The 23,302-nt window shown below is 69.0% G+C and carries 15 protein-coding genes and 1 pseudogene; 3 read left to right on the top strand and 13 right to left on the bottom strand.

Annotated features, from left to right (window positions below):
- Nucleotides 1–99: 99 nt before the first annotated feature.
- On the top strand, nt 100–1,800 hold the full coding sequence (locus tag OH804_RS07655; RefSeq protein ID WP_406063839.1) for a cellulose binding domain-containing protein: 1,701 nt from the start codon (nt 100–102) through the stop codon (nt 1,798–1,800).
- A 214-nt stretch (nt 1,801–2,014) separates the two neighbouring features.
- The gene (locus OH804_RS07650; protein WP_231392700.1) at nt 2,015–3,178 is read left to right on the top strand and encodes an aromatic acid exporter family protein; all 1,164 of its coding nucleotides are present in this window, start codon (nt 2,015–2,017) and stop codon (nt 3,176–3,178) included.
- Between the two features lie 130 nt (nt 3,179–3,308).
- On the opposite strand, the gene OH804_RS07645 is transcribed toward OH804_RS07650, so the two are convergent.
- The 9 genes and pseudogenes from OH804_RS07645 to OH804_RS07605 form a co-directional block, all read right to left on the bottom strand.
- Nucleotides 3,309–4,313, bottom strand: coding sequence for a LacI family DNA-binding transcriptional regulator (locus tag OH804_RS07645; RefSeq protein WP_196925010.1), 1,005 nt, complete (start codon nt 4,311–4,313; stop codon nt 3,309–3,311).
- A 112-nt stretch (nt 4,314–4,425) separates the two neighbouring features.
- Nucleotides 4,426–6,153 (bottom strand): IlvD/Edd family dehydratase, encoded by a 1,728-nt coding sequence (locus OH804_RS07640; RefSeq protein ID WP_196923788.1) that lies wholly within the window; start codon nt 6,151–6,153, stop codon nt 4,426–4,428.
- A gap of 87 nt (nt 6,154–6,240) precedes the next feature.
- Nucleotides 6,241–7,125 (bottom strand): carbohydrate ABC transporter permease, encoded by an 885-nt coding sequence (locus OH804_RS07635; protein ID WP_406063836.1) that lies wholly within the window; start codon nt 7,123–7,125, stop codon nt 6,241–6,243.
- Entirely contained in the window at nt 7,125–8,066 is a 942-nt protein-coding gene (locus tag OH804_RS07630; protein WP_406063834.1) for a carbohydrate ABC transporter permease, read from the bottom strand. The genes OH804_RS07635 and OH804_RS07630 overlap by 1 nt, the downstream gene beginning before the upstream one ends.
- 78 nt (nt 8,067–8,144) lie before the next feature.
- Nucleotides 8,145–9,485 carry an ABC transporter substrate-binding protein gene (locus OH804_RS07625; protein ID WP_406063832.1) on the bottom strand — a complete coding sequence of 447 codons (1,341 nt, stop codon included), beginning with the start codon at nt 9,483–9,485 and terminating at the stop codon, nt 8,145–8,147.
- Nucleotides 9,486–9,588: 103 nt separating this feature from the next.
- On the bottom strand, nt 9,589–11,772 hold the full coding sequence (locus OH804_RS07620) for an alpha/beta hydrolase-fold protein (RefSeq protein ID WP_406063830.1): 2,184 nt from the start codon (nt 11,770–11,772) through the stop codon (nt 9,589–9,591).
- A gap of 168 nt (nt 11,773–11,940) precedes the next feature.
- Entirely contained in the window at nt 11,941–12,936 is a 996-nt protein-coding gene (locus tag OH804_RS07615; RefSeq protein ID WP_406066472.1) for a LacI family DNA-binding transcriptional regulator, read from the bottom strand.
- Nucleotides 12,937–13,252: 316 nt separating this feature from the next.
- The gene (locus OH804_RS07610; RefSeq protein ID WP_406063828.1) at nt 13,253–14,095 is read right to left on the bottom strand and encodes a glycoside hydrolase family 3 C-terminal domain-containing protein; all 843 of its coding nucleotides are present in this window, start codon (nt 14,093–14,095) and stop codon (nt 13,253–13,255) included.
- A gap of 427 nt (nt 14,096–14,522) precedes the next feature.
- Nucleotides 14,523–15,485: pseudogene (locus tag OH804_RS07605) on the bottom strand (glycoside hydrolase family 3 protein); the annotation flags it as partial.
- A gap of 372 nt (nt 15,486–15,857) precedes the next feature.
- On the opposite strand from OH804_RS07605, the gene OH804_RS07600 reads away from it, so the two are divergent.
- Nucleotides 15,858–17,381, top strand: a complete 1,524-nt coding sequence (locus OH804_RS07600; RefSeq protein WP_406063826.1) for an alpha-N-arabinofuranosidase — start codon at nt 15,858–15,860, stop codon at nt 17,379–17,381.
- 118 nt (nt 17,382–17,499) lie between these two features.
- Here the strand turns inward: OH804_RS07600 and OH804_RS07595 are convergent, their stop codons facing one another.
- The 4 genes from OH804_RS07595 to OH804_RS07580 form a co-directional block, all read right to left on the bottom strand.
- The gene (locus tag OH804_RS07595) at nt 17,500–19,074 is read right to left on the bottom strand and encodes an alpha/beta hydrolase-fold protein (RefSeq protein ID WP_406063824.1); all 1,575 of its coding nucleotides are present in this window, start codon (nt 19,072–19,074) and stop codon (nt 17,500–17,502) included.
- A 322-nt stretch (nt 19,075–19,396) separates the two neighbouring features.
- Nucleotides 19,397–20,914 (bottom strand): aldehyde dehydrogenase family protein, encoded by a 1,518-nt coding sequence (locus OH804_RS07590; RefSeq protein WP_406063822.1) that lies wholly within the window; start codon nt 20,912–20,914, stop codon nt 19,397–19,399.
- On the bottom strand, nt 20,911–22,119 hold the full coding sequence (locus OH804_RS07585; RefSeq protein ID WP_406063820.1) for a fumarylacetoacetate hydrolase family protein: 1,209 nt from the start codon (nt 22,117–22,119) through the stop codon (nt 20,911–20,913). Before OH804_RS07585 ends, OH804_RS07590 begins: the two co-directional genes overlap by 4 nt.
- Nucleotides 22,116–23,297, bottom strand: coding sequence for a mandelate racemase/muconate lactonizing enzyme family protein (locus OH804_RS07580; protein ID WP_406063818.1), 1,182 nt, complete (start codon nt 23,295–23,297; stop codon nt 22,116–22,118). The genes OH804_RS07585 and OH804_RS07580 overlap by 4 nt, the downstream gene beginning before the upstream one ends.
- Nucleotides 23,298–23,302: the final 5 nt, after the last annotated feature.

Genomic DNA, 23,302 nt, shown 5'->3' with positions numbered 1-23,302 from the left:
GGAGCGCTCCCAATCCTTCCGCCGCCCACTACCGCTGAATCTCGCCGCAGACGAGCCCTCCCGAGGCGTGGAAGCCACCACCACTTCAGGAGGAGTTTCATGAGCAAAAGAAGAGTGACCACCGCCGCCCTGGTGTCGGCCGGCGCGGTCCTGTTGGCGTCGGCGGCGGTGGCCGTGGCGGTGCCGGCCGGGGCCGCAGCCGCCGGCTGCAAGGTGAACTACAGCGTGTCGTCACAGTGGCAGGGCGGCTTCGGCGCCAACGTCACCATCACCAATCTCGGTGACGCGCTGACGAGTTGGACGCTGACCTGGAACTACAACGCCGGTCAGACCGTCACGCAGGCGTGGAACACGACACTGACCCAGAGCGGCACTGCCGTCACCGCCAGGAACGTCAGCTACAACGGGGCCATCCCGACCAACGGGACCGTCTCGTTCGGTTTCAACGGCTCGTGGACCGGCAGCAACCCCGATCCGACCATCTTCGCGTTGAACGGGGTGGGCTGCACCGGTGGCACCGAGCCGACCCCGCCGCCGACCGACCCGCCGCCCACCACCCCGCCGCCCAACGGGCCGGCGGACATCACTGTGAACAGCGCGACCAGGTACCAGACGGTCGACGGCTTCGGGGCCGCGCAGTCGATCTGGGGTAGCGCCTGGTCGACGACGGACACCCAGACGCTCGTCGGGACGGGTGCCAACCAGTTGGGGCTGTCCATCGTGCGGACCGGCCTGTCGCCGGAATCCAGCGAGTGGGCGACGCACGTGAACTCGTTGAAGACGGCGAAGTCGTACGGGTCGAACGTGAAGATCCTCGCCTCACCGTGGACCGCGCCGGCGGCGTGGAAGACCAACAACAGTCGGGTCAACGGTGGCAAGCTGAAGACCGACTACTACGACGACTACGCCAACCACCTGAACAGCTACGTGCAGTACATGCGCGGCCAGGGCGTACCCATCGATGTCACCTCGGTGCAGAACGAGCCCGACTGGCACCCGGACTACGACTCGATGGACTGGAGCGGCACCGAGCTGCGCACCTTCGTCCGCGACCAGGGCACCAAGGTGCAGAACACCAAGCTGATGGTGGCCGAGGCCGTCAACATGAACTACAACTTCACCGACCCGACCCTCAACGACGCGGCCGCCCGCAACAACATCGGCTACATCGGTGGGCACCTGTACGGCACCGAGGAGTCGGGTCGGCTGCGGCCGTACTCCCTGGCGGAGCAGCACAACAAGCCGGTGTGGATGACCGAGTGGAACCTGCACGCGGCCGACGGTGGCGGCTCCAACATCTGGGGCAACCCCGCCAACACGGCGGTCTGGAACGAGACCCTCGACGACATCATGCGCACCGTGCACAAGTCGATGGAGGCCAACTGGAACGCCTACATCTGGTGGTACGGCAAGCGCTACTACTCCTTCATCGGTGACGGCGAAGCCGCATTCGGCACCACCGCCGGCGCTCCGCTCAAGCGCGGGTACGCCTTCTCCCAGTACGCGAAGTACGTCCGCCCCGGCTACCAGCGGGTCGCCCTGACGAAGAGCTCGAAGGCGTCGCCGCTGGAGGTGACCGCCTACCAGGGGGACGGGAAGATCACCCTGGTGATCCTCAACCGCTCGAACAGCGCGGTCAACAACGCCGTGATCCAGGCCCCGCAGAACGTCAGCCGGGCCGAGCACTACCTCACCTCGCAGAACGCCAACGCGGCCAGCCAACCGACCACCGTGAACGGCGGTCAGGCCACCATCAACGTCGGCGCCCGCAGCATCTCCACCCTCGTCTTCACCCTCTGAGAACTCTGCTCGACCCTGGCACGGTCGGCGTCGCGGGTGCCCCAGCCACGCGCTGGGGCACCCACCTGTCTGACGCCGCCGCCGCGACGGTGCACAGTCGGGACCGGAGTGCGCCCATCAGCCCGGAGGTGTTCAGCGAGCCACCGATCGCGTCGACGGCGTCAGGGAGGAACGAACGGCCGGTTTATGCCCGCCGGGCCGGGTAATTCTCGCCATGGCTGCTGACCGGGGGGACGTCTCCCGCCCCACCGCCGCTTCCGGGCTCGCCAGGGGCGCGGCGACGAAGGCTCGGCGCCGCGCTGGCGAGGCGGGACGGTTGAGGCTGCGGCTGTTCTCCATCATCCTGCTCGTCGCCGCTCAGTGCGGGCTCGCTGCGGCCCTGTCCTGGGGTGTGGCGCACCACCTTCTCGACCGCCCCTCGCCGATCTTCGCGCCCAGCGCGGCCGTCGGGACGATCGTCGCCGCCCTGGGACAGCGGGCTCGACGCACCGCCGAACTGATGCTCGGCGTGGGGGTCGGTCTGGTGGTCAGTGATCTCCTGGTGCGTGTCATCGGCTTCGGGCTGTGGCAGATCGGCCTCGTGGTTGCGCTGGCCATCACCGTCGCCCTGCTGGCGAGCGGGCACAGCGGGGCACTGGTTGCCCAGGCTGGCGGCACCGCCGTGCTGATCGCCACGTTCGCCCAGGCCGAACGGGGCCTCCAGTGGGCGCGGATCGTCGACGCCGCCGTCGGGAGCATCATCGCACTGGTGGTGGTCGCGATCCTGCTACCCATCAATCCGATGCGGATCCTCGAACGCGCCACCGCACCCGTCGTCGCGACACTCTGCACGCAACTGCGGGAGGTTGCCTACGCACTGGCCGAGCGTGACCGAGGCCGGGCGACGCGCGCACTGGATCAGCTGAGTGCCATGGATCCTGACCTGGGTCGTATGCACGAGGCCCTCGGCGGCGCCGAGGAGGTCACAGTGATTGCGCCAGTGCGTTGGCAACGCCGTCACGATGTCGAGCATTACCAGGTAGGTATCCCGCACATCGATCGGGTGAGTCTCGAGGCCCGCGAGTTGGCCCGGTGGGCGGTCACGACACTGGAGTACGACGAACCGGTGCCGAAGGAACTCCCGGCAGCCGTGGAGAAGATCGCCGAGGCGGTGTACCTGCTCAGGCGGGAGGCTCGGGCGGGTCGACCCTTCGACCAGACGTACGCGGCGGTGTTGGACGGCGCGCGACTGGCCGGCCACGCCTATCGCAAGGGCAGGAAGCCGTTCTCCGACGCGATGGTGATCCAGCTACGCACGATGGCCAGCGACCTGCTCCGCGCGACAGGCTCCGAGCCCGAAACTGCGAACCGGATCGTACGCGAGGCCAGCACGGTTTAGGTCAGGGTCACGCCGTCGGCCAGGACCCTGCTGGCGGTGACCTCCGTCAGGTCATGTCCTGAGCCTGGCGAGGTCAGCTGAGCACTCACCGGACAGAACCTGACAGCAGGTCGAATGTCGGTGAAATGACTTATCGGCCACTCGACTTGTCGGCCGACAGCGGCGGCGCCGTGCTCTGCCGCACCACGAGCTTGGGGACGACCAACGGCAGGCGCTGCGGCACCGTGTCGTCGATGGCCTGGGTGACGGCGGTGATGGCCCGTCGACCGACAGCGTCGAAATCCTGCTGGATCGTCGTCAACGGCGGGATGAGGTAGGGCGCCTCGGGGACGTCGTCGAATCCGACGACGGAGATGTCCTCTGGCACCCGTCGCCCGCGCTCGTGCAGCGCGCGCAGCACGCCGATGGCCATCTGGTCGTTGGCAGCGAACACTGCGGTGGTCCCGCGCATCGCACCGACCCGCAGCCCGGCGACGTACCCGCTGTGGGCTCTCCAGTCGCCCTCGACCGGCTCCGGCGGGCGTAGCCCTGCGGCACTCATCGCCTGACGCCAACCTTCGAGGCGGGCGCGGGCCTCCGCCCAGTTGAGCGGGCCGCTCACGTGGACGATCTCCCGATGTCCGAGTTCGAGGAGGTGGTCGGTGGCCATCCGGGCGCCGAGCACCTGGTCGACGCCGACGGTCACGCTGGCCCTGGACAGGTCGCCCTCCACGACGACGAAGGGGACACTCGAGCGCGTCATCCGCACCACCTCGAGCGCCTCGTCGTTGCCAGCGATCATCACGACGCCCTCCACGCCGACGCGCATGAGGTGTTCGGTGGCGTCGCTGAGCGCCCGTACCGTCACCTCGGACAGGCTCACCGAGGTGGCGAAGTAGCCGGCGGCGCGGGCGGCGTCCTCGACGCTGCGATGGATGCTCGTCGGGCCGAACAACGTCCTGGCCGTGCCGATGATGCCGATCATCCCGGACCGTCCGCGCACCAACGCGCGGGCGGCCGTGTTGGGGCGGTAGTCGAGTCGTCGGATGGCCTCGAGGACCCGTTCCCGCGTCTCGCGCCTGATGCTGGGTGCCCCGTTGATGACCCGGGACACCGTCTGGTGTGACACGCCCGCCAGGCGAGCGACGTCGGCCATGACCGGTGGCCGGTCGGCCGCTGTCACAGCGGCCTTTGCGTGAACTCGCACTGGCGGGCCGTCCGTTCTTCCATGGAATCAGTTTCTCGTGGGCCTCGTCCGTTCGTGGCCGTCAGTGTGAGTGACGGGGCACCGCGCTGCCGCTGCCACCGACGAGGAAGTCGAGGTCCGCGCCGCTGTCCGCCTGTAGGACGTGCTCGCTGTAGAGCCGTACCCAACCCCGGTCGGCCACCGGTCCCGGGGGCTGCCAGGCGGTGCGGCGGTGGGCGAGTTCCGCGTCGTCGACCAGGAGGTCCAGGCGGCGCGTCGGAACGTCGACGGAGACCAGGTCGCCGGTGCGTACCAGTGCGAGAGGGCCGCCCACGGACGCCTCCGGTGCCACGTGCAGGATGCAGGTGCCGTAGCCGGTGCCGCTCATGCGCGCGTCGGAGATCCGCACCATGTCCGTGATGCCGTCGGCGAGCAACCGTCGTGGCATGGGCACGTTGCCCACCTCGGGGAAGCCGGGGTAGCCCCGCGGCCCTGCGTTGCGGACGACGATCACCGTGTCGGGGGTGACGTCGAGGTCCGGGTCGTCGGCGGCGACGACGTACTCCTCGATCCGGTCGAAGACGAGCGCCGGGCCGGTGTGCGTGAGGAGGTGGGCGGAGGCGGCGGAGACCTTCAACACCGCCCCGGACGGCGCAAGCGACCCGCGCAGCACGACGGTGCCCGAGCCGGCGGGCTGGAACGGCTCCTCCATGGTGCCGATGACGTCCCGGTTCCAGCACTGGGCGCCGTCGACGTTCTCCGCCACACTCCTGCCACTGACGGTGACGTGGTCCATGTGCAGCAGTGGGGCGAGCTCCTTCATCACCACCGGCAGGCCGCCCGCGTAGGCGAAGTCCTCCATCAGGTACTTCCCGGACGGCATGAGGTTGACGAGCATGGGCACGTCGGCGGTGAGGATGTCGAAGTCCTCCAACGACAGGGGGACTCCGAGGCGCCCGGCGATCGCGAGCAGGTGTACGACCGCGTTGGTGGAGCCACCGATCGCGGCGTTGACCCGAACGGCGTTCTCGAAGGCCTGCCTGGTGAGCACCGAGGACAACCGTTGGTCCTGTTCGACCATGGCGACGATCCGGCGTCCGGCGGCGTGCGCGAGCGCGTACCGCCGGGAGTCGACAGCTGGCACGGCGGCCGCCCCCGGCAGTTGCACGCCCAGCGCCTCGGTCACACAGGCCATCGTGGACGCCGTACCCATCGTCATGCAGTGGCCCCGGCTGCGGGACATGCCGACCTCCGCCTCGGAGCAGTCGGCCGCGGTCATCCGGCCGGCCCGCATCTCCTCGGTGAAGCGCCAGACGACAGTGCCGGAGCCGATGTCCTGGCCGCGGAACTTGCCGTTGAGCATCGGGCCGCCGGTCAGCATGAGGGTCGGCAGGTCGACGCTCGCCGCTCCCATCAGCAGGCCGGGTGTGGTCTTGTCGCAGCCGGAGAGCAGGACCACCCCGTCGAGCGGGTTGGCGCGGACCGACTCCTCCAGCTCCATCGCCAGCAGGTTGCGGTAGAGCATGGTCGTGGGTCGCATCAGCGGCTCGCCCAGGCTCATCGCCGGGAACTCCAGCGGCAGGCCCCCGCTCTCCCACACGCCCCGCTTCACCGATTCGGCCAGGTCGCGCAGGTGGGCGTTGCAGGGCGTCAGCTCCGACCAGGTGGTGGCGATGCCGATCACCGGGCGACCGTCGAAGACGTCGTCCGCGAACCCCTGGTTGCGCATCCAGGACCGATGGATGAACCCGTTGCGGCCTTCCGCACCGAACCACTCCCCGCTGCGCAGCGGTCGATTCGTCGTCGACATCAGCACACCTCTCTGTCATCCGTCCGGCCGCGTCCTGCGCGGCGATCAAAGCGCGTGTGGTGGATTGGCTGGTGGTAGCGGCGCGACCTACCGGAGGCCTCCGACGGACAGGCCGCCGCGCCAGTGTCGTTGCAGGCTGAAGAACGCGATGATCAGTGGGATCACGGACACCAGGGAGCCCAGGATGATGAGGCTCCACAGCGAGGTGGTTCCCGCGTTGTTCGCGGACGCGATTCCCTGCCAGAGGCCGAGGCCGACGGTGACCGGGAAGAGCCGGTTGTCGGAGAGCATGGCCAGGGGCAGGAAGTAGTTGTTCCAGGACGCCACCGCCGACAGGAGCAGCACGGTGACCACCGCGGGACGCATCAGCGGAAGGGCGATCTGGATGAACGTCCGGATCTCCCCCGCGCCGTCGACCCGCGCCGCGTCGAGGAGTTCGTCGGGCACCGCGTCGCGTGCGTACACGTGCATCAGGTAGACGCCGAACGGGTTGAGCAGCGACGGGAGGATCACCGCCCACACCGTGTTCGTCAGGCCGAGCCGGGAGAACATGATGAAGGTCGGGATGACCAGGGCGGTGGCGGGCACCATCAGCGCGCCGAGCACGACGGCGAAGCTGAAGCGTCGGGCGGCGAACCGGTACTTGGCGAACCCGTAGCCGGCCATGACCGCCAGGATCGTGGCGCCGACTCCGCCGGCGATGGCGTACAGCGTGGAGTTGAGGATCCACCGCAGGTAGATGCCGCCGTCGTAGGTGAAGAGCTGCCGGAGGTTTCCGAGGTAGTCGACCTGGTCGGTGAACCAGAGGGTGTTGCCGCCACCGAACAGGCCGGGCGCGTCCTTGGAGCTGTTGACGATGACCCACCAGAACGGTACGAGGAAGTAGATCACCAGGAAGCCGAGGAGGATCTGAAGGGGGAGATAGCGCTGCGGTCGGCGGGCGCCGGCGCGGACGCTGGTGTGGTCGGTCATCAGAGGAAGCTCCTCCGCTTGCGGGTGAAGAACAGGAAGGCGTACACGCAGATGAACACGATCCCGCCGAGGGCGAAGGAGATCGCGGACCCGTAGTTGAAGTTGGCGAGCGAGAACGCCTGTTGGTACGCGTACATGTTCGGGGTGAAGTCCGAGCCGATCGTGCCCGCGGCGAGGTACCGCAGGATCTGCGGTTCGTTGAAGAACTGCAGGGTGCCGATGAGCGAGAAGACCAGGATCAGGATCAGGGCGGGCGCGATCAGCGGGATCTTGATCCGCGTCGCGATCTGCCACCGCCCGGCGCCGTCCATCCGGGCCGCCTCGTAGAGGGTCGGGTCGACGCCCTGCAACGCCGCGTACAGGATGATCATGTAGTAGCCGGCCCACTGCCAGGTGACGACGTTGAGCAGGCCGTAGAAGATCAGGTCGCTGCCCAGGAAGTCGGGTGCGCTGGCGCCGAACAGCCCGAAGATGTCGGTGAGCGGGCCGAACCCCCGGCTGTAGAGGAACCCCCACATCACAGCACCGATGACGGTCGGGATCGCGTACGGCAGGAAGATCATGAGGCGGGAGAAGCGGGCGAACAGGGTGGTCACCGAGTCCAGGATGAGGGCCATCGCGAGCGCGATGATGATCTGCACCGGGATCGAGACCAGCGAGAAGCGGATGACGAACCACGCCCCGGACAGGAAGCTCGGGTCGGTGAACGCCTTCACGTAGTTGTCGAAGAGGACGAAGCTGGTGCCGCCGATCAGCTTCTTCTGGAAGAGGCTGAGATACAGCGCGTACGCCAGCGGCGCGATGAGGAACGCCAGGAACACGACCCCGAACGGCCCGACGAAGAGCCATCCCATCAGGTGTTCGCGAAGGTGTACCTTGCCACGGATCTTGCGCGTTTCAGGCTGTGTACGCGCTGCGCGCTTCTCGGTCAGGGATGTCATCTTGGTCTCCGGGACGTGGACGCTGAGAGGTGGCGGGTGGGCCGGCCGGCGCATTGCGGGCGCGGCCCACCCAGCCGGTCACTGAACGGTGAAGCCTTGTTCCTTGGCGTACTTCGCCACGTCCTCCTGGAGCCGGTCGGCAGCCTGCGATCCGGTGATGGACCCCTTGATGACCTCGCTGACCTGCTTTTCCATGGCGTCGAGGTAGTACTGGCCGAAGGGGGCGTACTGGACGCCCTGGTAGGCGTCGGCGGCGGGGACGTAGACCTCCTTGTTCGCCTGCTGGCCGCCGAAGAACGCCACCTTCAGGTCGACGAACGCGGGATCCTTGAGCGCCGTGAGGTTCAGCGGGAAGATGATCTGGTTGGTCCAGCCGTCGGTGAGCGACTCCTTGTCGGCGTAGAGCCCGTAGGCAACCTTCGCGGCCAGCTCCGGCTTCTTCGCCTGCTTGGTCACCGAGAACGCCGACCCGCCCCAGTTCACCTGCACCGGGTTGGCCGGATCCCACTGCGGCAGCGGCGCCACAGCGAACTTGCCGGTGTCCTGGCCCTTGCCGACGCCCGCGCCGGTGAGGTAGCCGGGTGCCCACGCCGCCGAGATGTACGTCGCGTAGTTGCCGTTGATCACGCCGGAGATGTACTCCGGGGTGAACTGGTTCTGCGTGCCGACCAGGCCCTTCTTGGCGAGGCCACCCCAGTAGTCCAGCACGTCCTTGGACGCCTGGTCGTTGAGCTTCACACCGATAGCGTTCGGCTGCGCCGGATCGGAGGTGAAGGGCGTGGCACCCTTCTGGATCTGGAGCGCCATCAGGACCGCCGGGACGTTCGCGCCGAAGTCGCCGAAGAGCGGGCCGCCAGCGTCCTTCACCTTCTGCGCGGCCTGCTCGTACTCGGCCCAGGTCTTCGGCGGGGTGATCTTGTACTTGTCGAAGATATCCTTGCGGTAGATCATGCCCATCGGGCCACCGTCGACCGGGACGCCGTAGACCGCGTCGCCGACCGACACGTCCTTCCAGGCGCCCTCGCTGTAGTTGGCCTTGACCGCGTCGTAGCCGTACTGCTTGATGTCGACGAGCGCGCCCTGGATCTGGAAGGTCGGGATCCGGTCCGCCTCGACCATGATCACGTCAGGCGCGCCGGTGCCCGCCGAGATGGCGGTCTGGAACTTGTCGTACTCGTCGCCGCCCTGGCCGACGTTGGTCCAGCAGACCTGCACGTCGTCGTGCTGCTTGTTGAAGTTGTCGACGACGAGCTGGGTGTTGGGGTACCAGCCCCACATCGTCACGACCGGCACGTTCTGCTTGGTGATGGTGTTCGTGCAATTGCTCGCGTCGCTGCCGCCCTCATCGGAGGAGCAGGCGACGAGGCCGGTCCCCGCCGCGAGCATGGCTACCGTGGCGAGTATCCGTCTTCTCTTCATTGAGATGGTTCCCTTCGGCGATGGCGGTGCACTGCATCCATACGCTGGCGGGCGCCACCGGGGCAGGAAGCCCTGCTCCCGGTGGCGTCGCCGGCGAAGGCTCCTAGCGCTTGAACAGACGCGGCGCCAGGTCGATGAGGTTCTTCTGCCACACGTCCCAGCCGTGCGGCCCCGGGGTGACCCCGTCGAACTCGTAGCGGATACCGAGGTTGTCCAACGTGGTCAGCGACGTCATGAAGCTCGGGTACACGAAGTCGGTCTGGTCACCGACGTACAGGCGCAGCATCTTGGTGCCGTTGTTGATCGCCTCCACGTCGACGCCGGTGCCACTCCCGAACCCGGCCGAGAAGGCCGCGACGTAGGCGAACTCGCCCGGGTAGGCCCGCAGCACCCCGAACGCCTGCCCGCCGCCCATCGACAGGCCGGCGAGGGCCTGCTGGGACGGGTCGCTGGAGATGTGGTAGCGGGCACGGGCCGTCGGAACGATGTTCTCCCGCAGTTCCCGGTTGAAGTTCGACGAGTTGCCGTTGCCCATCACGACGACCATCGGCGTGAGATCGCCGTCGAGGTACTGGTGGTCGAGGATCTGCTTGGCGCGGCCCATCTCAACCCAGTCCGTGTAGTTCTGGCCACCGCCGTGCTGGAGGTAGAGAACGGGGTACGGCTGCGCCCGGCCCGGGTCGTACCCGGGTGGGGTCCACACCAGCGCGGTGCGGTCCTGGCCGGCCACCGTGCTGGTGTAGGTCATGCTCTCGACCTTGCCGCCGCGACCGGCGGGCACGTCCGACAGCAGTCGGGCGCCGGGCCCGGGGATGAAGAAGGTGCTCCACATCGGCTCGGTGGTGACAGTCGTCGGGTTGGAGGTGTCCTTGACCGCGACCCGGTCCACGATCAGCCGGTAGTAGTAGAACCAGGGCTTCAGCGGACCCACTGTTGCCCGCCACCGGTCACCGTCGCGCGTCAGTGGCAGTCGCAGCCAACTGCCGCCCGGCGCGACGTTCGCCCAGACCGTGACGTGCTGGGCGTCAGCGAAGTCCGTGGTCGTCTCGAAGGTGACGAACCCGTCCTCACTGATGAAGGGCGTCGGGGTGGTGCCGGCCGGTGGCGGGGTGAACTCCCGCTTGAGCGGCTGGTGACCGGGGCTCGGCCCGTGGTCCGCCACGTGCCGGAACACCCGCGGCACGAAGTCGACGAGGTTCTCCTGCCAGGTGGTCCAGGTCGCGCCGCCGTCCGGGTTGACCCCGTCGAACTCGAACCGGACGTCAGCTCGGGTCAACGCCTTCGTCAGCCGGTAGGTGGGGTTGTACGCGGGATCGGTGACGTTACCGGTGTACAGGCGCAGCAGCTTGACGCCGCGGTTGATCGATTTAGCGTCCTTGCGGTCGATCTCCGGAGCCGACGTGCCCGAGAACGAACCGACGTGGCCGAACTGACCCGGCCTGGTGAGCGCTGCCCGCAGCGCCTGCGTGCCACCGTCGGACACACCCGCGATCGCCTGGTGCGCCGGATCGCGAAGGACCCGGTAGTTGTCGGTGACCGCCTTCCGGAGGTCCTTCAGCTCCTTGTCGTCCGAGGCGTCGGCGTCGTTGATCACCACCACCATCGGGCTCATGGCGCCCGCGGCCGAGAGGTTGTCGAGGATCTGCTTGGATCGACCGAGGTCGAGCCAGTCGGTGGCGGCCACACCGTCACCCGACTGCAGGAAGAGCGCCGGGTATCCCTTGGAGCCCTTGGCCGCGTAACCCGGTGGCGTCCAGACCAGGGCGGAGCGCTGTGCGTTCCTGGTCCGATAGGTCAGCGTCTCGATCTTCCCGCCGGTGCCGGCCGGCGCATCGACCAGCCACCGGGCCGAGTCACCCGCGATGAAGAAGGTGCTCAGGAGCGGGTTGGACGTGACACCGGTGCTGTTCGTCGGGTCCTTGATGGTCTTGGTGTCGTCGGCGGTGAGCTGGTAGTTGTACAGCCCGGGCTCCAGCGCGCCGAGAACACCCGACCACACGTCACCCCGGCGGGTCAGACCGAACTCCGCCCAGCTGGCCGACGGGCCGAAGTTTCCCTCGACGACGACCTGCGAGACGGTGCCCAGGTTCTCCTGGACGTACGCTGCCGGGACGGCGAACGTGGCGTAGCGGTCCGCGGAGACGTTCAGCCACGGCGTGTCCGCCGCTGCCGGTTGCGGCGCGATGAGCACCGCCGCGGTGGCGATGACCCCGGCGGTGAACGCCGCCGAGAGCCGCCGACGTACGCCCAGACGGCGTAAACGCCCGTGATACTGTTCGGTAGCCACACTCCACTCCTTTCACGTGCCGGCAGCGGATGCGACCCGACTGGCCGGCTCAACTCAACTGTGGATCTGCCGTGTAGTGCGTGCACCTCCTTCAGGCCGCTGCCACGGCCACACCTGACCTGATCGCTCTGTCCGGAGCGATCAGGCCTGCGCGCCCATGGGTGGATGTCATGGTCGTGCCGCGCTCGTCGGTGGTGCCGTCGAGCTGCGCACGACGAGGCTGGTCGGAAGCACGATCTGGCGAGGCTCGTCCCACTCGCCGGTCACCAGTGACTTCAGCATCCGGGCGGCTTCATACCCGAGCTGGTACATCGACTGGTCCACTGTGGTCAGACCCGGTTCGGTCAACGCCGACTCGGGGATGTTGTCGAACCCGACGACGGACAGGTCCCCCGGCACGGAGTACCCCAGCTCCCTGGCGACCTCCAGCACCTTGAGGGCCATCCCGTCGCTCGCCGCGAAGATCGCCGACGGCGGGTCCGGTCGTTGCAGCAGGACGCGCGCCAAGGGAGTCGCCGACTCGGGGTTGAAATCGCCCCGGCCGATCAGCGTGGGGTCGACCGGAACGCCGGCGTTGGTCAGCGCGGCCCGGTAGCCCTCCTCCCGCGACCAGGCCGAGGCCAGGCTGTCGCGGCCGGCGATGAACCCGATGCGTCGATGGCCCAGGCTGAGCAGGTGCTCGACAGCGGTGGTGGCGCCCGCGAGGTTGTCCGCCGTCACCGAGGGCGCCGTCGAACCGCGCACCGGGTCGATGGCCACGACCGGAGTCCGGCTCCGGACCTCACCCCAGGGCGTGACGACGATGCACCCGTCGGTGAGGGTGCCCGACAGGCGGGTCAGGTGCCGCTGCTCCCAACCCTCCGAATACGACCCGTAGAGGTCGCTGTTGGCGTAGATGATCAGATCGAAGCCCGAGCGGCTCAACGCCTTCATCACGCCCTTGAGCACCTCCGCCGTGTACGACTGGAAGCTGTGCGCCACGAGGCCCAGAACGTTGGTGCGGCTGCGCCGAAGGCTCGTGGCCACCAGGCTCGACTCGTAGCCGAGCTGCTCAATGGCGGAGCGCACCTGAGCGACAGTGCGAGCGCTGACGCCGTAATGCCCGTTGACGACGCGCGAGACGGTGGCGGTGGAAACGCCGGCCGCTCGGGCGACATCACTCATGGTTACCGGCGCATTGACTTCAATCATGCCGCTCTCTCTGGACTGCAATCGTTATCGGTTACGTTTCCAGGATGTTGCCAACGTAACTGAGAACGATTACGAACACAAGACCTCTTCGTCCTTACCCGACCATCGGGAAGAACGTCCTAACTGGATGCTCACGAGGGCGTGGTTGACCCTTGGATGCCGTTGCGAATAACGCAATCGGCGGCTCTCCCGGCGGCCGGAGTGAGGCCACGATTTCTGCGCTGGTGCTACCCGTTGACAACGGGACGGCACGCTCCGTCAAGAACCATTCTCCGACCCGGGTGAACGATCACAGCTGTCGAACTTCGGCGGTTCCGGTAAAGACCTTCGACACCGGTCGGTCCGGGTCCGCGCTGATGACAAAGGTGCCGGCGTGGGTATGGTCGGCAGCCGAGAAGCCGACGTACACCTCGATCTGCCCGGCCTCCACCGCGTAGGCCATGCTCCGGTCGTAGAACCCGAGCTGACCGGTGGGGAGCGCGAACCGCACCGCTACCCGTTGACCGGCCGCGGCCTCGACACGGGCGAAGGCCTTCAGCTCCAGCACCGGCCGGGTGATGGTGGCCTGCGGGTCGCGGACGTAGAGCTGCACGACCTGCTCCCCCGCCCGGTCTCCGGTGTTGGCGACGGTGACCTCGACACCGACGCTGTCCCCGGCGCGGACCTCGGCGCTTCCCACAGTGGCGTCCTCGATCACGAACGAGGTGTACCCGAGGCCGTGGCCGAAGACATATCGCGGCGAGACCGGCGAATCCACGTAGTCGCCGTGCCAGTGCGACCGCCCTCCAGACACCTTGTGGCCGTAGAAGACGGGGATCTGGCCCACGCCACGGGGATACGAGATCGGCAGCCTTCCGCTCGGGTTCACCTCACCGAGCAGCACCTCGGCGATCGCCTGCGCCCCGGTCTCCCCCGGCAACCAGGCCATCAGCACCGCGGCGCACTCGTCGTGCAGGAAGTCACTGCCCACGGGTCGGCCGGCGACGAGCACCGCCACGACGGGCGTGCCGGTGGCGACGACGGCACGGACGAGATCCTCCTGCACGCCCGGTAGGTCCAGACTGGACCGGTCTCGCGACTCGCCAGTGGTGGCCCCGGGCGTCAGACCCGAGCGGTCCCCCAGGACCAGCACGGCGACGTCGCACGTCGCAGCCCGGGGCGAAGCGCAGCCGGTCGCCCAGCCGCGCCGCGAGTTCGTCCCGCACCGTCGGCACACCGTCGGTGCTCTCGTCGATCTCCAGATCGTCCGGGATCGTCATCATCTCGCCGAGCAGGCCGCGCCGCTTGCGCGCCTCGACCAACGCCTCGATGTGGGCCGCGAACGAGTAGTCACCGAGCATGTGTCGGGCGTCGTCGGCGTTCGGGCCGATGAGAGCGACAGTTCCGGCTCCCGCGAGCAGCGGCAGGACGCCGTCGTTCTTGAGCAGGACGAGGCTGCGGCGGGCGATCTCCAGCGCCACGTCCCGGTGCCGCTCGGCGTTCGCCGACGTCGCGGCCGCATCCTCGTCGACGTACGGGTTCTCGAAGAGCCCGAGTTCGACCTTGTGCCGAAGGACCCGTGAGACCGCCTCGTCGAGCCGGGCCTCGCTGACCTCGCCGGCGTCCAGGGCGCGGACGAGGGCGTCCGCGTACGCGTCCGTCGCCGGAAGCTCGACGTCCACCCCCGCGCCGAGGCCCACCGTCGCGGCCTGCTGCTTGTCCTGCGCGAAGTGGTGGTACGAGTGGAGGTCGTTGACGGCGAAGTAGTCGGACACCACGCTGCCGGTGAAGCTCCACTGCGCACGAAGGACGTCGGCGAGAAGTTCCTGGTTGGCATGGCACGGAACGCCGTCGAGCTCGTGGTAGCCGGCCATCACCGACTTCAGCCCGCCCTCGCGGACCGCCGCCTCGAACGGATACAGGTAGACCTCGCGCAGCAGACGGGGCGGCAGGTGGGCCGGCGCCCAGTTCAGCCCACCCTCGGACGCCCCGTAGCCGACGAAGTGCTTGGCGGTCGCGAGGACACCGTCGGTCAGGTCGGCGCCCTGGAGGCCCCGGACGAACGCCACTCCCATCCGGGACACCAGGTACGGATCCTCACCGTAGGTCTCCTCCGTCCGGCCCCACCGTGGGTCGCGCACCACGTCCAGCACCGGCGAGAGCCCCTGGTGGCTTCCCATGGCGCGCATCTGTGCGCGAACGGCGTCCGCCAACTGCCGGTTGAGCTCCGGTGCCCAGGTGCTCGCGACGCCGATCGCCTGCGGGAAGATGGTCGCCTCGCGGGCCATCACCCCCGAGCAGACCTCCTCGTGCACGATCGCCGGGATCCCCAGCCTGGTCTCGGTCACCAGGAAGCGCTGGACAGCGTTGGCGACCCGCGCCACCTGCGCCGCCTTCAGGCTGGTCGCGCCCGCGACGCGGGTCACGTGCCCCAGGCCGTGCCGAAGGATCGGGCGGGCCCGCTCCGGGGCGAACCGACCGCCCTCCAGGAGGGCGAACGCCCACGTGCTGCCCAGCTGCGCGAGCTTCTCCTCGCGGGTCATCCGGGCCAACAGATCCGACACCCGTTCGTCGACGGGCGCGGTCGCGTCGGTGTAGGTCGCCTCGATCTCCGGCTCAACAGTGGTCACCCGGTCACCCCAATCACCGCGACAAGCTGGTCTTTCAGCCGGGGCGGCAGGCCCTGCGGGGGTGTGCCGGCCAGACATTGATCCAGGTGCCGTGTTCCCTTACGTAAACGTAATCGGTAACGTTTACATAGATCGAGAACGTAATCGAAGTCGATCACGTTGTCCAGAGCTCACACCGCCTCCACCACCCCTCGGTTCCGGCGCTCGGGCAGAGACCTCCGCGTCGGACCTGCACGAAGGGAGCCAGCCCTGAACACCCACCCCGACAGCGCGCCGGAGAACGTCGTGAACACGGCCCGCCTGACCCTGGATCCCCGCCGACGCGTCGCACCGGTGCCGCGTCGGCTCTTCGGCTCGTTCGTGGAGCACCTGGGTCGCTGCGTCTACAACGGAATCTACGAACCGGGGCACCCAACGGCCGACGCCGACGGCTTCCGGGGCGACGTCCTCGCGCTGGTGCGGGAGTTGGGCGTCACCACGGTGCGCTATCCGGGCGGCAACTTCGTCTCCTCCTACCGCTGGGAGGACGGTGTGGGCCCGGTCGACAAGCGACCGGCGAGGCTCGACCTCGCGTGGCACAGCCTGGAGACCAACGCTTTCGGGCTCGACGAGTTCATGCGCTGGGTCGGCAAGGCCGGCGTGGATCCGATCATGGCGGTCAACCTCGGCACCCGGGGCACCGCCGAGGCCGTCGACCTGCTCGAGTACGCCAATCACCGCGGTGGGAGCCACCTCGCCGACCAGCGCCGCGACAACGGCGCGGTCGATCCGTACGGGATCAAGCTGTGGTGCCTGGGCAACGAGATGGACGGCCCGTGGCAGGTGGGCCAGCGGAGCGCGACCGAGTACGGGCGGCTCGCGGCGCAGACCGCGAAGGCCATGCGCCGCTTCGACCCCGATCTCGAACTCGTCGCCTGCGGCTCCTCGCACCTCGGCATGCCGACCTTCGGCAGCTGGGAGCGTGACGTGCTGACCGAGGCGTACGACGACGTCGACCTGATCTCGCTGCACGCCTACTACCAGCCGGTCGACGACGACCTGGCCAGCTTCCTCGCCTCGGCCGAGGACATGGACAGGTACATCGACGCCGTCACCGCCATCGCCGACTCGGTCGGAGCGATCCGCCGGTCGACGAAGAAGATCATGATCGCGTTCGACGAGTGGAACGTCTGGTACCAGTCCGCCGCCCCGTCCACGCCGCCGAGCGGCGAGGACTGGCCGGTGGCACCGCCACTGCTGGAGGACCACTACAGCGTGGCCGACGCGGTCGTCGTCGGCGGCCTGCTCATCAGCCTGCTCCGACACAGCGACCGCGTGAGCGCGGCCTGCCAGGCCCAACTGGTCAACGTCATCGCACCGATCATGACCGAGACGGGCGGCTCGGCCTGGCGCCAGACCATCTTCCATCCCTTCGCCCGCACCGCCCGGCACGCCCAGGGCACAGTGCTCGACGTGCTGCGCGACAGCAGCACGACGACCACCGACCGGTACGGTGAGATCGACGCCGTCGACGCGGTCTCCACCTGGGACGACACCACCGGGGAGATGACCATCTTCCTCGTCAACCGCGTCCTCGACACCCCGGCCGAGGTGACCATCGACGTCGCCGGCGCCCAGGTGAGCGACATCCTCGAGTGCGTCAGCGTCGGTGGCACCGACCTGCACGCCAAGAACACGGCCGACGGTCCGGACCACGCCGCGCCGCGCCCCAACGGCACGGCACGCGGCGCCGACGCCAGCGTCCTGGTGACTCTCCCGCCCGCGTCCTGGACCATGCTGCGGCTCCGCGCCACCGACACGACCCCGTGATCGGCTGACGAACCGCCGGCCCGCCGATTCCGGACGCGCCCCGGCCGCGCACACCCTGGCTTCACCAGGGCTGCGCGGCCGGGGCTTCCCCACCACAGGGAGTACGGGGTCGAGCCTGTTACCGGGCGTCGACCGGTGCGCTCTGGGACTCGTTGAAGAGCTTGTCGCCCTGGTAGCGGGCGACCACCGGCCCGCCCAGCTCACCGTGGACGGTCTTCTTCAGCCGGGCGACGCCGTGGTGCACCGGGGCCGACCCCAGGTGGGTGTCCCCCGCGTAGAAGTCGACAGTGCCGGAGGGGGCCGACGTGCTGGTGCTGACCGTGCTGACCGTCGCGGTGGCGGTGACCTTCGTGTGGTGCGACAGGCCCGCCGGTGACGTGGTGACGTCGAGGTCGGTGGTGGTGGCCCGGAAGGCCAGGCTGCGCAGGTAGTGGTTCAGCAGCGGGCGCCAGACGTGCCAGGTGTGTACGCCCGGCACGTTGTACTCGTCCAGTTGGACGCCGGCGGCCCGCAGGGCGGCGGCGTTGCGCTGCGAGTTCTCGGCGATGTTGCCCAGGCGGTCCTGGAGCCCGGTACCGATCATGATGCCGCCGGCCACCGACTTCATGCTGTCGACCTGTGTCTGGGTGGCTGTGGGGCCGCCCGCGCTCCAGGCCGCGTGGTAGCCGAACAGGTCGGTGTGGTTGTACATGATGGTGTAGGCCCGGCTGCCACCTGCGGAGAAGCCGGCGAACGCGCGGTCCTGCGGCCGGGTCGAGACGTGGTAGTTCTGCTCGACGAACGGGAAGATGTTGTTCCGCAGCTCGTCGACGTAGCCCTCGTTGCCACCGGGGAGGCCGTTGAAGTCGGTGGACACGATCACCATGGGCTGCGCCGCGCGGTCCTTGATCGCGTTCTCCAGGATGAGGTGGGCCACGCCCTGCATCGTCCAGGCGGTCGAGTGGTCGCCACTGCCGTGGCTCAGGTAGAGGGTCGGGTACGGCGTGGCCCGGTTGGGGTCGTAGCCGTGCGGCAGGTAGACGACGATGTCGTGGACGCCGGCCGGGTTGGTGGACAACGGCGAGGTGTACCGCCGGGACTCCAGCCGGCCGACCTTGGCGACCGGCGCCTGGTAACCGGTGTCGTACGTCGGGAACTTCCGACTGGCCGGGACGTAGATGGTGCTGCGTACCGCGCCGGGCGCTCCCGGGTACTGCGGCTGGATCTGCCACCGGTTGGCCGGGTCGTCGTGCAGGGCACAGCCGGTGGCGAGCTCGTTGGCACAGTCGTGGGTGAACGCGTAACGGAAGGTGCCCGCCGGCAGCGGGGTGGTGAAGGTCCACACCCCGTCGGCGCCCTTGCTCATGGCCTGGATGTGCCACGGGGTGGCCGCGACATCTCCGGGCTGCCACTCGGCGGGCGGCCGCGCGTCGCCGCAGTCCTGGCAGGGGAGGTTCTCCGGTCGGGAGTAGAACCAGTCGCCGTAGACGTGGACCTGCTGGACGTCCTCGGGCGCCCGGTACCGGAAGGTGACGGTGTAACCGGTCGGGGGCTTGTCGGTGCGGGTGACGGTCGGGCCCAGCGGCGCGGGCGGTGCGGCCGAGGCCGCCGGGGCTGCCGCCGTTCCGGCCGTGATGGTGATGGCGGTGAGCAGCGCGAGCATCAGCCGGCGTGCCGGTGCCGGCCTCAGGGGACGGGGAAGTGCGACGGGCATGTTCCTGCTCCCTCTTCGGCGTGTGGTCAGACCGCACCGAGCGGCCGACCGACCATTCGATGGTGAGGTGGAGGGGATACCAGTAACGAGCGATGCAGCAGTGCGAGCGCTAACATCGTTCCCTGTCGAAAACAGAACCATGAATTGCATTGACGGTCAAGACGGAAATCGCAGCAGAGAATCGCGTCGAAACAATGTGGGGCGCGCTTCATCGGCGCCAGGACAACTGGCGCGCGAATTCTCTGTCGGGTCAATTCGTCAAGGAATTCGCGCGCCAGTCTAGGTGGCCCGGAAACGCACCCAGGAGACCGGCGGACGCGGTCTATTCGGCCGCTGGCTGCAACCTCCCGTCGACTCGCCGGGAAATGACCGTGTACTCGTCGCGCAACTCCTCGGGGAGGACCCAGGACGGGGCGTCCTGCCACGCCAGCGGGCGGAGGAACCGTCGGATCGACGTGGCGCCCACCGACGTGTGCACGGCGTTGGTCGACGGCCAGGGTCCACCGTGGTGCTGGGCCCACGACACCCGGACACCGGTGGGGTAGCCGTCGAAGACGATGCGACCCGCGCGGGCGGCGAGCACGTCGACGAGCCGGCGTACCACGTCGGCGTCATCGCCCGGTCCGCTGTGAAGCGAGCCGGTCAGCGACGGCGGGACGGTGGCCAGCGCGGCGTCGAGGTCGGCGGCGTCGTCGTACCGGACCACGATCAGGAGCGGACCGAAGCACTCGTCGGCGATCTCGGCGGTCAGGCCGGCGACGCCGACCTCCAGGAGGGTCGGGGCCACTGTGAAGCCCGCGCCGGGGTCGATCTTCGGTCGCGCCGAGACGCGGGCGCCGGCCCGCTCGAACTCCGTGGCCCGGTTCTCGTACGCGTCCCGGATCCGCTCGTTGAGCAGCACCGTGCCACCGGACGCGTCGACTCTGGCCCGCAGCGCGTCGACCAGGCCGTCACCACCCGGGTCCGACGGGATGAACGCCAGGCCGGGCTTGGTGCACAACTGACCGCCCGAGTTCGTGAAGGAGCCGAACAGCCCCTCGGCGATCTGGTCGCCCCGACCGGCGGCCGCGTCGGACAGGACGACGATCGGGTTCACGCTGCTCAGCTCGGCGTACAGGGGAATGGGGTCGGGCCGTTCGTCGATGGCCGCCTGGATGGCGCGGGCGGCGTTCACCGAGCCGGTCAGCGCGGCCGCGCGGATCACCGGGTGGCGCACCAGCGACCGACCGGCCTGCTCCCCGTACACGGTCGCGACGACACCCTCGGGCCCGCCGAGGTCGCGGACGGCCGCCTCGATCGCTGCGGCGGAGGCGTGCGAGGTCAGCGGGTGGGACGGGTGGGCCTTCAGGATCGTCGGACACCCGGCGGCGAGGGCCGCGGCCGTGTCACCGCCGGCGACCGAGAAGGCGAACGGGAAGTTGCTCGCCCCGAAGACGGCGACCGGCCCGAGGGGTACGAGCATCCGCCGCAGGTCCGGGCCACGTCCGAGCGGTGTGTCGGCGGCGTGGTCGATGGTCGCCTCGACGTACGCCCCGTCGCGCAGCACCTCGCCGAACATCCGGAACTGCAGCGCCGCCCGGGTGAGTTCCCCGTCGAGTCGCGCGTGGCTCAGCCCGGTCTCCGCCTCGGCGGCGGCGACCAGGTCCACCCGGCGGGACTCCAGCGACGTGGCGATCGCGTCCAGCAACTCGGCGCGGCCGAGCCTCCCGCGGGCGGCCAGCCACTGCGCCGCCGGGGACGTCTGACCGGCGATCACCTCCAGTCGAGACTCGTCGGTCTCGGTCAGCTCCGTCGCGCGACGCTGACCGTCGCGCGGATCGACCGTCATGACCACGTTCACAGCAGTCCTCTCCTCACCAGATTGCCCATCAGATCGCGGACACCGAAGTGCCAGGGCTCGCACTCCTCCGCGTGCCGCACCCGGTTGACCAGGGTGCCGAGCGCCGGGCAGCTGATCCGTACCACGTCGTCGACCTTGTGGGTGAAGCCCTCGCCGGGGCGGTCCCGGTCCTGGATGGGCGCGAACATGGTGCCGAGCATCAGGGCGGCGCCGTCGGGATAGTGGTGGTGCGGCCCGATCAACTGCCGGACCAGTTCCTCCGGGTCACGCGACATCTGGGTCATCTCGGAGACCGCCTCCAGGTGGAAGCCGTCCACGCCGCGAACCTCCAGGCGCACCTCGAGTTCGCGTACCCGGTCCATGCCGAACCTGTCGTCGAAGAGCCGGATCAGGGGGCCGAGGGCGCAGGAGGCGTTGTTGTCCTTCGCCAGAGGAAGCAGGAGCGCCGAGCGGCCCTCGATGTCACGCAGGTTCACGTCGTTGCCGAGGGTGGCGCCGACGATCCGACCGCTGGACTGGACGATGAGCGTGACCTCGGGTTCCGGGTTGTTCCAGGTGGATGCGGCGAGCACGCCGACCGGAACGGCGGTGCCGACGGCGGAGAGGATCTGGCCCTTGGTGAAGATCTCGGCGTCCGGGCCGATTCCCACCTCCAGGTACTGACTCCACATGCCCTCGGCGACCAGCAGACTCTTGAGCCGGTCGGCCTCCGGCGAGCCCGCCTCCAGGCTGTGCAGGTCGACACCGACGTCGGCGAGCATGCGGTGTCGGATGTCCGCCGCCAGCGCCAGGTCTCCCCGTGCCCGTTCCTCGATCACTCGTTCGATCATGGAGATCGGGAAGGTCACCCCGGCGGCCTTGAGCGCCTGGAGGTCGACCGGGGCGAGCAACCAGGGCCGGTTAGGGTCCCGGGTCGCGGCCCCCGTGTTGGCCAGGATCTCCCCGAAGTCGCCCACCCTCGGCCCGTCGAGCCCGGCCACCGTCGCGGCGGGATCGGGCAGCTCGCAGATGTCGCGGACGGTCGGGAACCGGTGGCTGATGTCGATGACCTCGCCGTCGCGGACGGTCACCGGCGAGGGGCCGTCGCCGGACGGGTCCCAGATCCGGCCGATGAGGATGCTGTCGGCGTCGTCCGGCAACGCCTCGGCGGCGGTACCGACCCAGTCCGCGTCCGCGGCCAGCCCTCGGGGCCGTGGCACGGTCATGAGTCGCTCTCCAGGTTGAAGAAGGACCGCTCGTCGCGGGGACGGATGTCGAAGACGGCGTCCTGGAACATCCGTAGCGGGTGCGGTGTGAACGGGTGTTGCTCGATCGCGGTGAGATCCACCTCGATGCCCAGGCCGATCCCGGTCGGGATGAGGATGTCGCCCTCGTCGGTCAGCACCAGCCGCTCGTTGGTGATCTCGGGACGCCAGGGCACGTCGGTCGCCATGATCTCCAGGTACCGGAAGTTGGGCAGCGTCGCCCCGAGTTGCAGCGTCGCGGCCGTGCTGAGTGGACCGCTCGGGTTGTGCGGCGCGAAGCCCACGTAGCTGGTCGCGGCGAGCGTGGAGATGAACGCCAGCTCGGCGATCCCGCCGGCGTGCGTCACGTCGGGCTGGACGAAGTCGACGGCCTGGCGGGCCAGCGCGGGCGCGAAGCCCTGCCGGCCGTACCACCGCTCCCCCGCCGCGATCGGCACCGGCGACGCGCGACGGATGTCGACGAGCGCGTCGAGATTGTCCGGTGGGCAGGGCTCTTCGAACCACACCGGGTCGAACTGGGCGATCTCCTTGGCGACCTTGATGGCGTGGCGGACGTCGAAGCGGCCGTGGCCCTCGACGAACAGCTCCACCTCGCGGCCCACTGCCCCGCGCACGGCGTCGATCTGGGCGAGCACCCGGTCCAACTGCGCGGTGGTGATGGTGAGGTCGTAGTTCTCGAACGGGTCCCACTTGAGGCCCCGGAAGCCGGCTTCCACAGTCCGGCGCGCGGCGGCCGCGTAGTCCTCCGGCGTGACGGCGCCGGAGAACCAACCGTTCGCGTACGCCCGGACCCGGTCCCGGGTCGCACCGCCGAGCAGCCGGGACACCGGTACGCCGAGCTGGCGCGCCGAGATGTCCCACAGGGCCATCTCCAGCGAGCTCAACGCCGTCATGATGACCGGGCCGCCGCGCCAGTACCAGTCCCGCGCGGTCTCGTAGAGGATCTTCGAGATGCTTGTGGGATCCAGGCCCACCACCGCCTCGGCCAGCTCGGCGATGGCACCCTGGACGGCACGTTCCTTGCCCTCCAGGGTGGCCTCGCCGAGCCCGACGATCCCCTCGTCGGTGTGGACGCGCACGATGACGAGGTTCGTGCGGTAGAAGTCGACGACCAGTGTGTCGACAGAGACGATCTTCATCTTTC

The organism is Micromonospora sp. NBC_00860 (assembly GCF_045207375.1).
Taxonomy (GTDB): Bacteria; Actinomycetota; Actinomycetes; order Mycobacteriales; family Micromonosporaceae; genus Micromonospora; species Micromonospora vinacea.
The sequence above is the reverse complement of the archived record's forward strand: the minus strand, read 5'-3'. Positions and strand labels throughout refer to the sequence as shown.

What these genes read in the sequence shown, in the direction of transcription:
- OH804_RS07615 (WP_406066472.1), bottom strand. Translation starts at nt 12,936, where the DNA reads ATGAGTGATGTCGCCCGAGCGGCCGGCGTTTCCACCGCCACCGTCTCG.
- OH804_RS07595 (WP_406063824.1), bottom strand. Translation starts at nt 19,074, where the DNA reads ATGCCCGTCGCACTTCCCCGTCCCCTGAGGCCGGCACCGGCACGCCGG.
- OH804_RS07625 (WP_406063832.1), bottom strand. Translation starts at nt 9,485, where the DNA reads ATGAAGAGAAGACGGATACTCGCCACGGTAGCCATGCTCGCGGCGGGG.
- OH804_RS07640 (WP_196923788.1), bottom strand. Translation starts at nt 6,153, where the DNA reads ATGTCGACGACGAATCGACCGCTGCGCAGCGGGGAGTGGTTCGGTGCG.
- OH804_RS07645 (WP_196925010.1), bottom strand. Translation starts at nt 4,313, where the DNA reads ATGGCCGACGTCGCTCGCCTGGCGGGCGTGTCACACCAGACGGTGTCC.
- OH804_RS07585 (WP_406063820.1), bottom strand. Translation starts at nt 22,119, where the DNA reads ATGACCGTGCCACGGCCCCGAGGGCTGGCCGCGGACGCGGACTGGGTC.
- OH804_RS07630 (WP_406063834.1), bottom strand. Translation starts at nt 8,066, where the DNA reads ATGACATCCCTGACCGAGAAGCGCGCAGCGCGTACACAGCCTGAAACG.
- OH804_RS07655 (WP_406063839.1), top strand. Translation starts at nt 100, where the DNA reads ATGAGCAAAAGAAGAGTGACCACCGCCGCCCTGGTGTCGGCCGGCGCG.
- OH804_RS07650 (WP_231392700.1), top strand. Translation starts at nt 2,015, where the DNA reads ATGGCTGCTGACCGGGGGGACGTCTCCCGCCCCACCGCCGCTTCCGGG.
- OH804_RS07580 (WP_406063818.1), bottom strand. Translation starts at nt 23,297, where the DNA reads ATGAAGATCGTCTCTGTCGACACACTGGTCGTCGACTTCTACCGCACG.
- OH804_RS07635 (WP_406063836.1), bottom strand. Translation starts at nt 7,125, where the DNA reads ATGACCGACCACACCAGCGTCCGCGCCGGCGCCCGCCGACCGCAGCGC.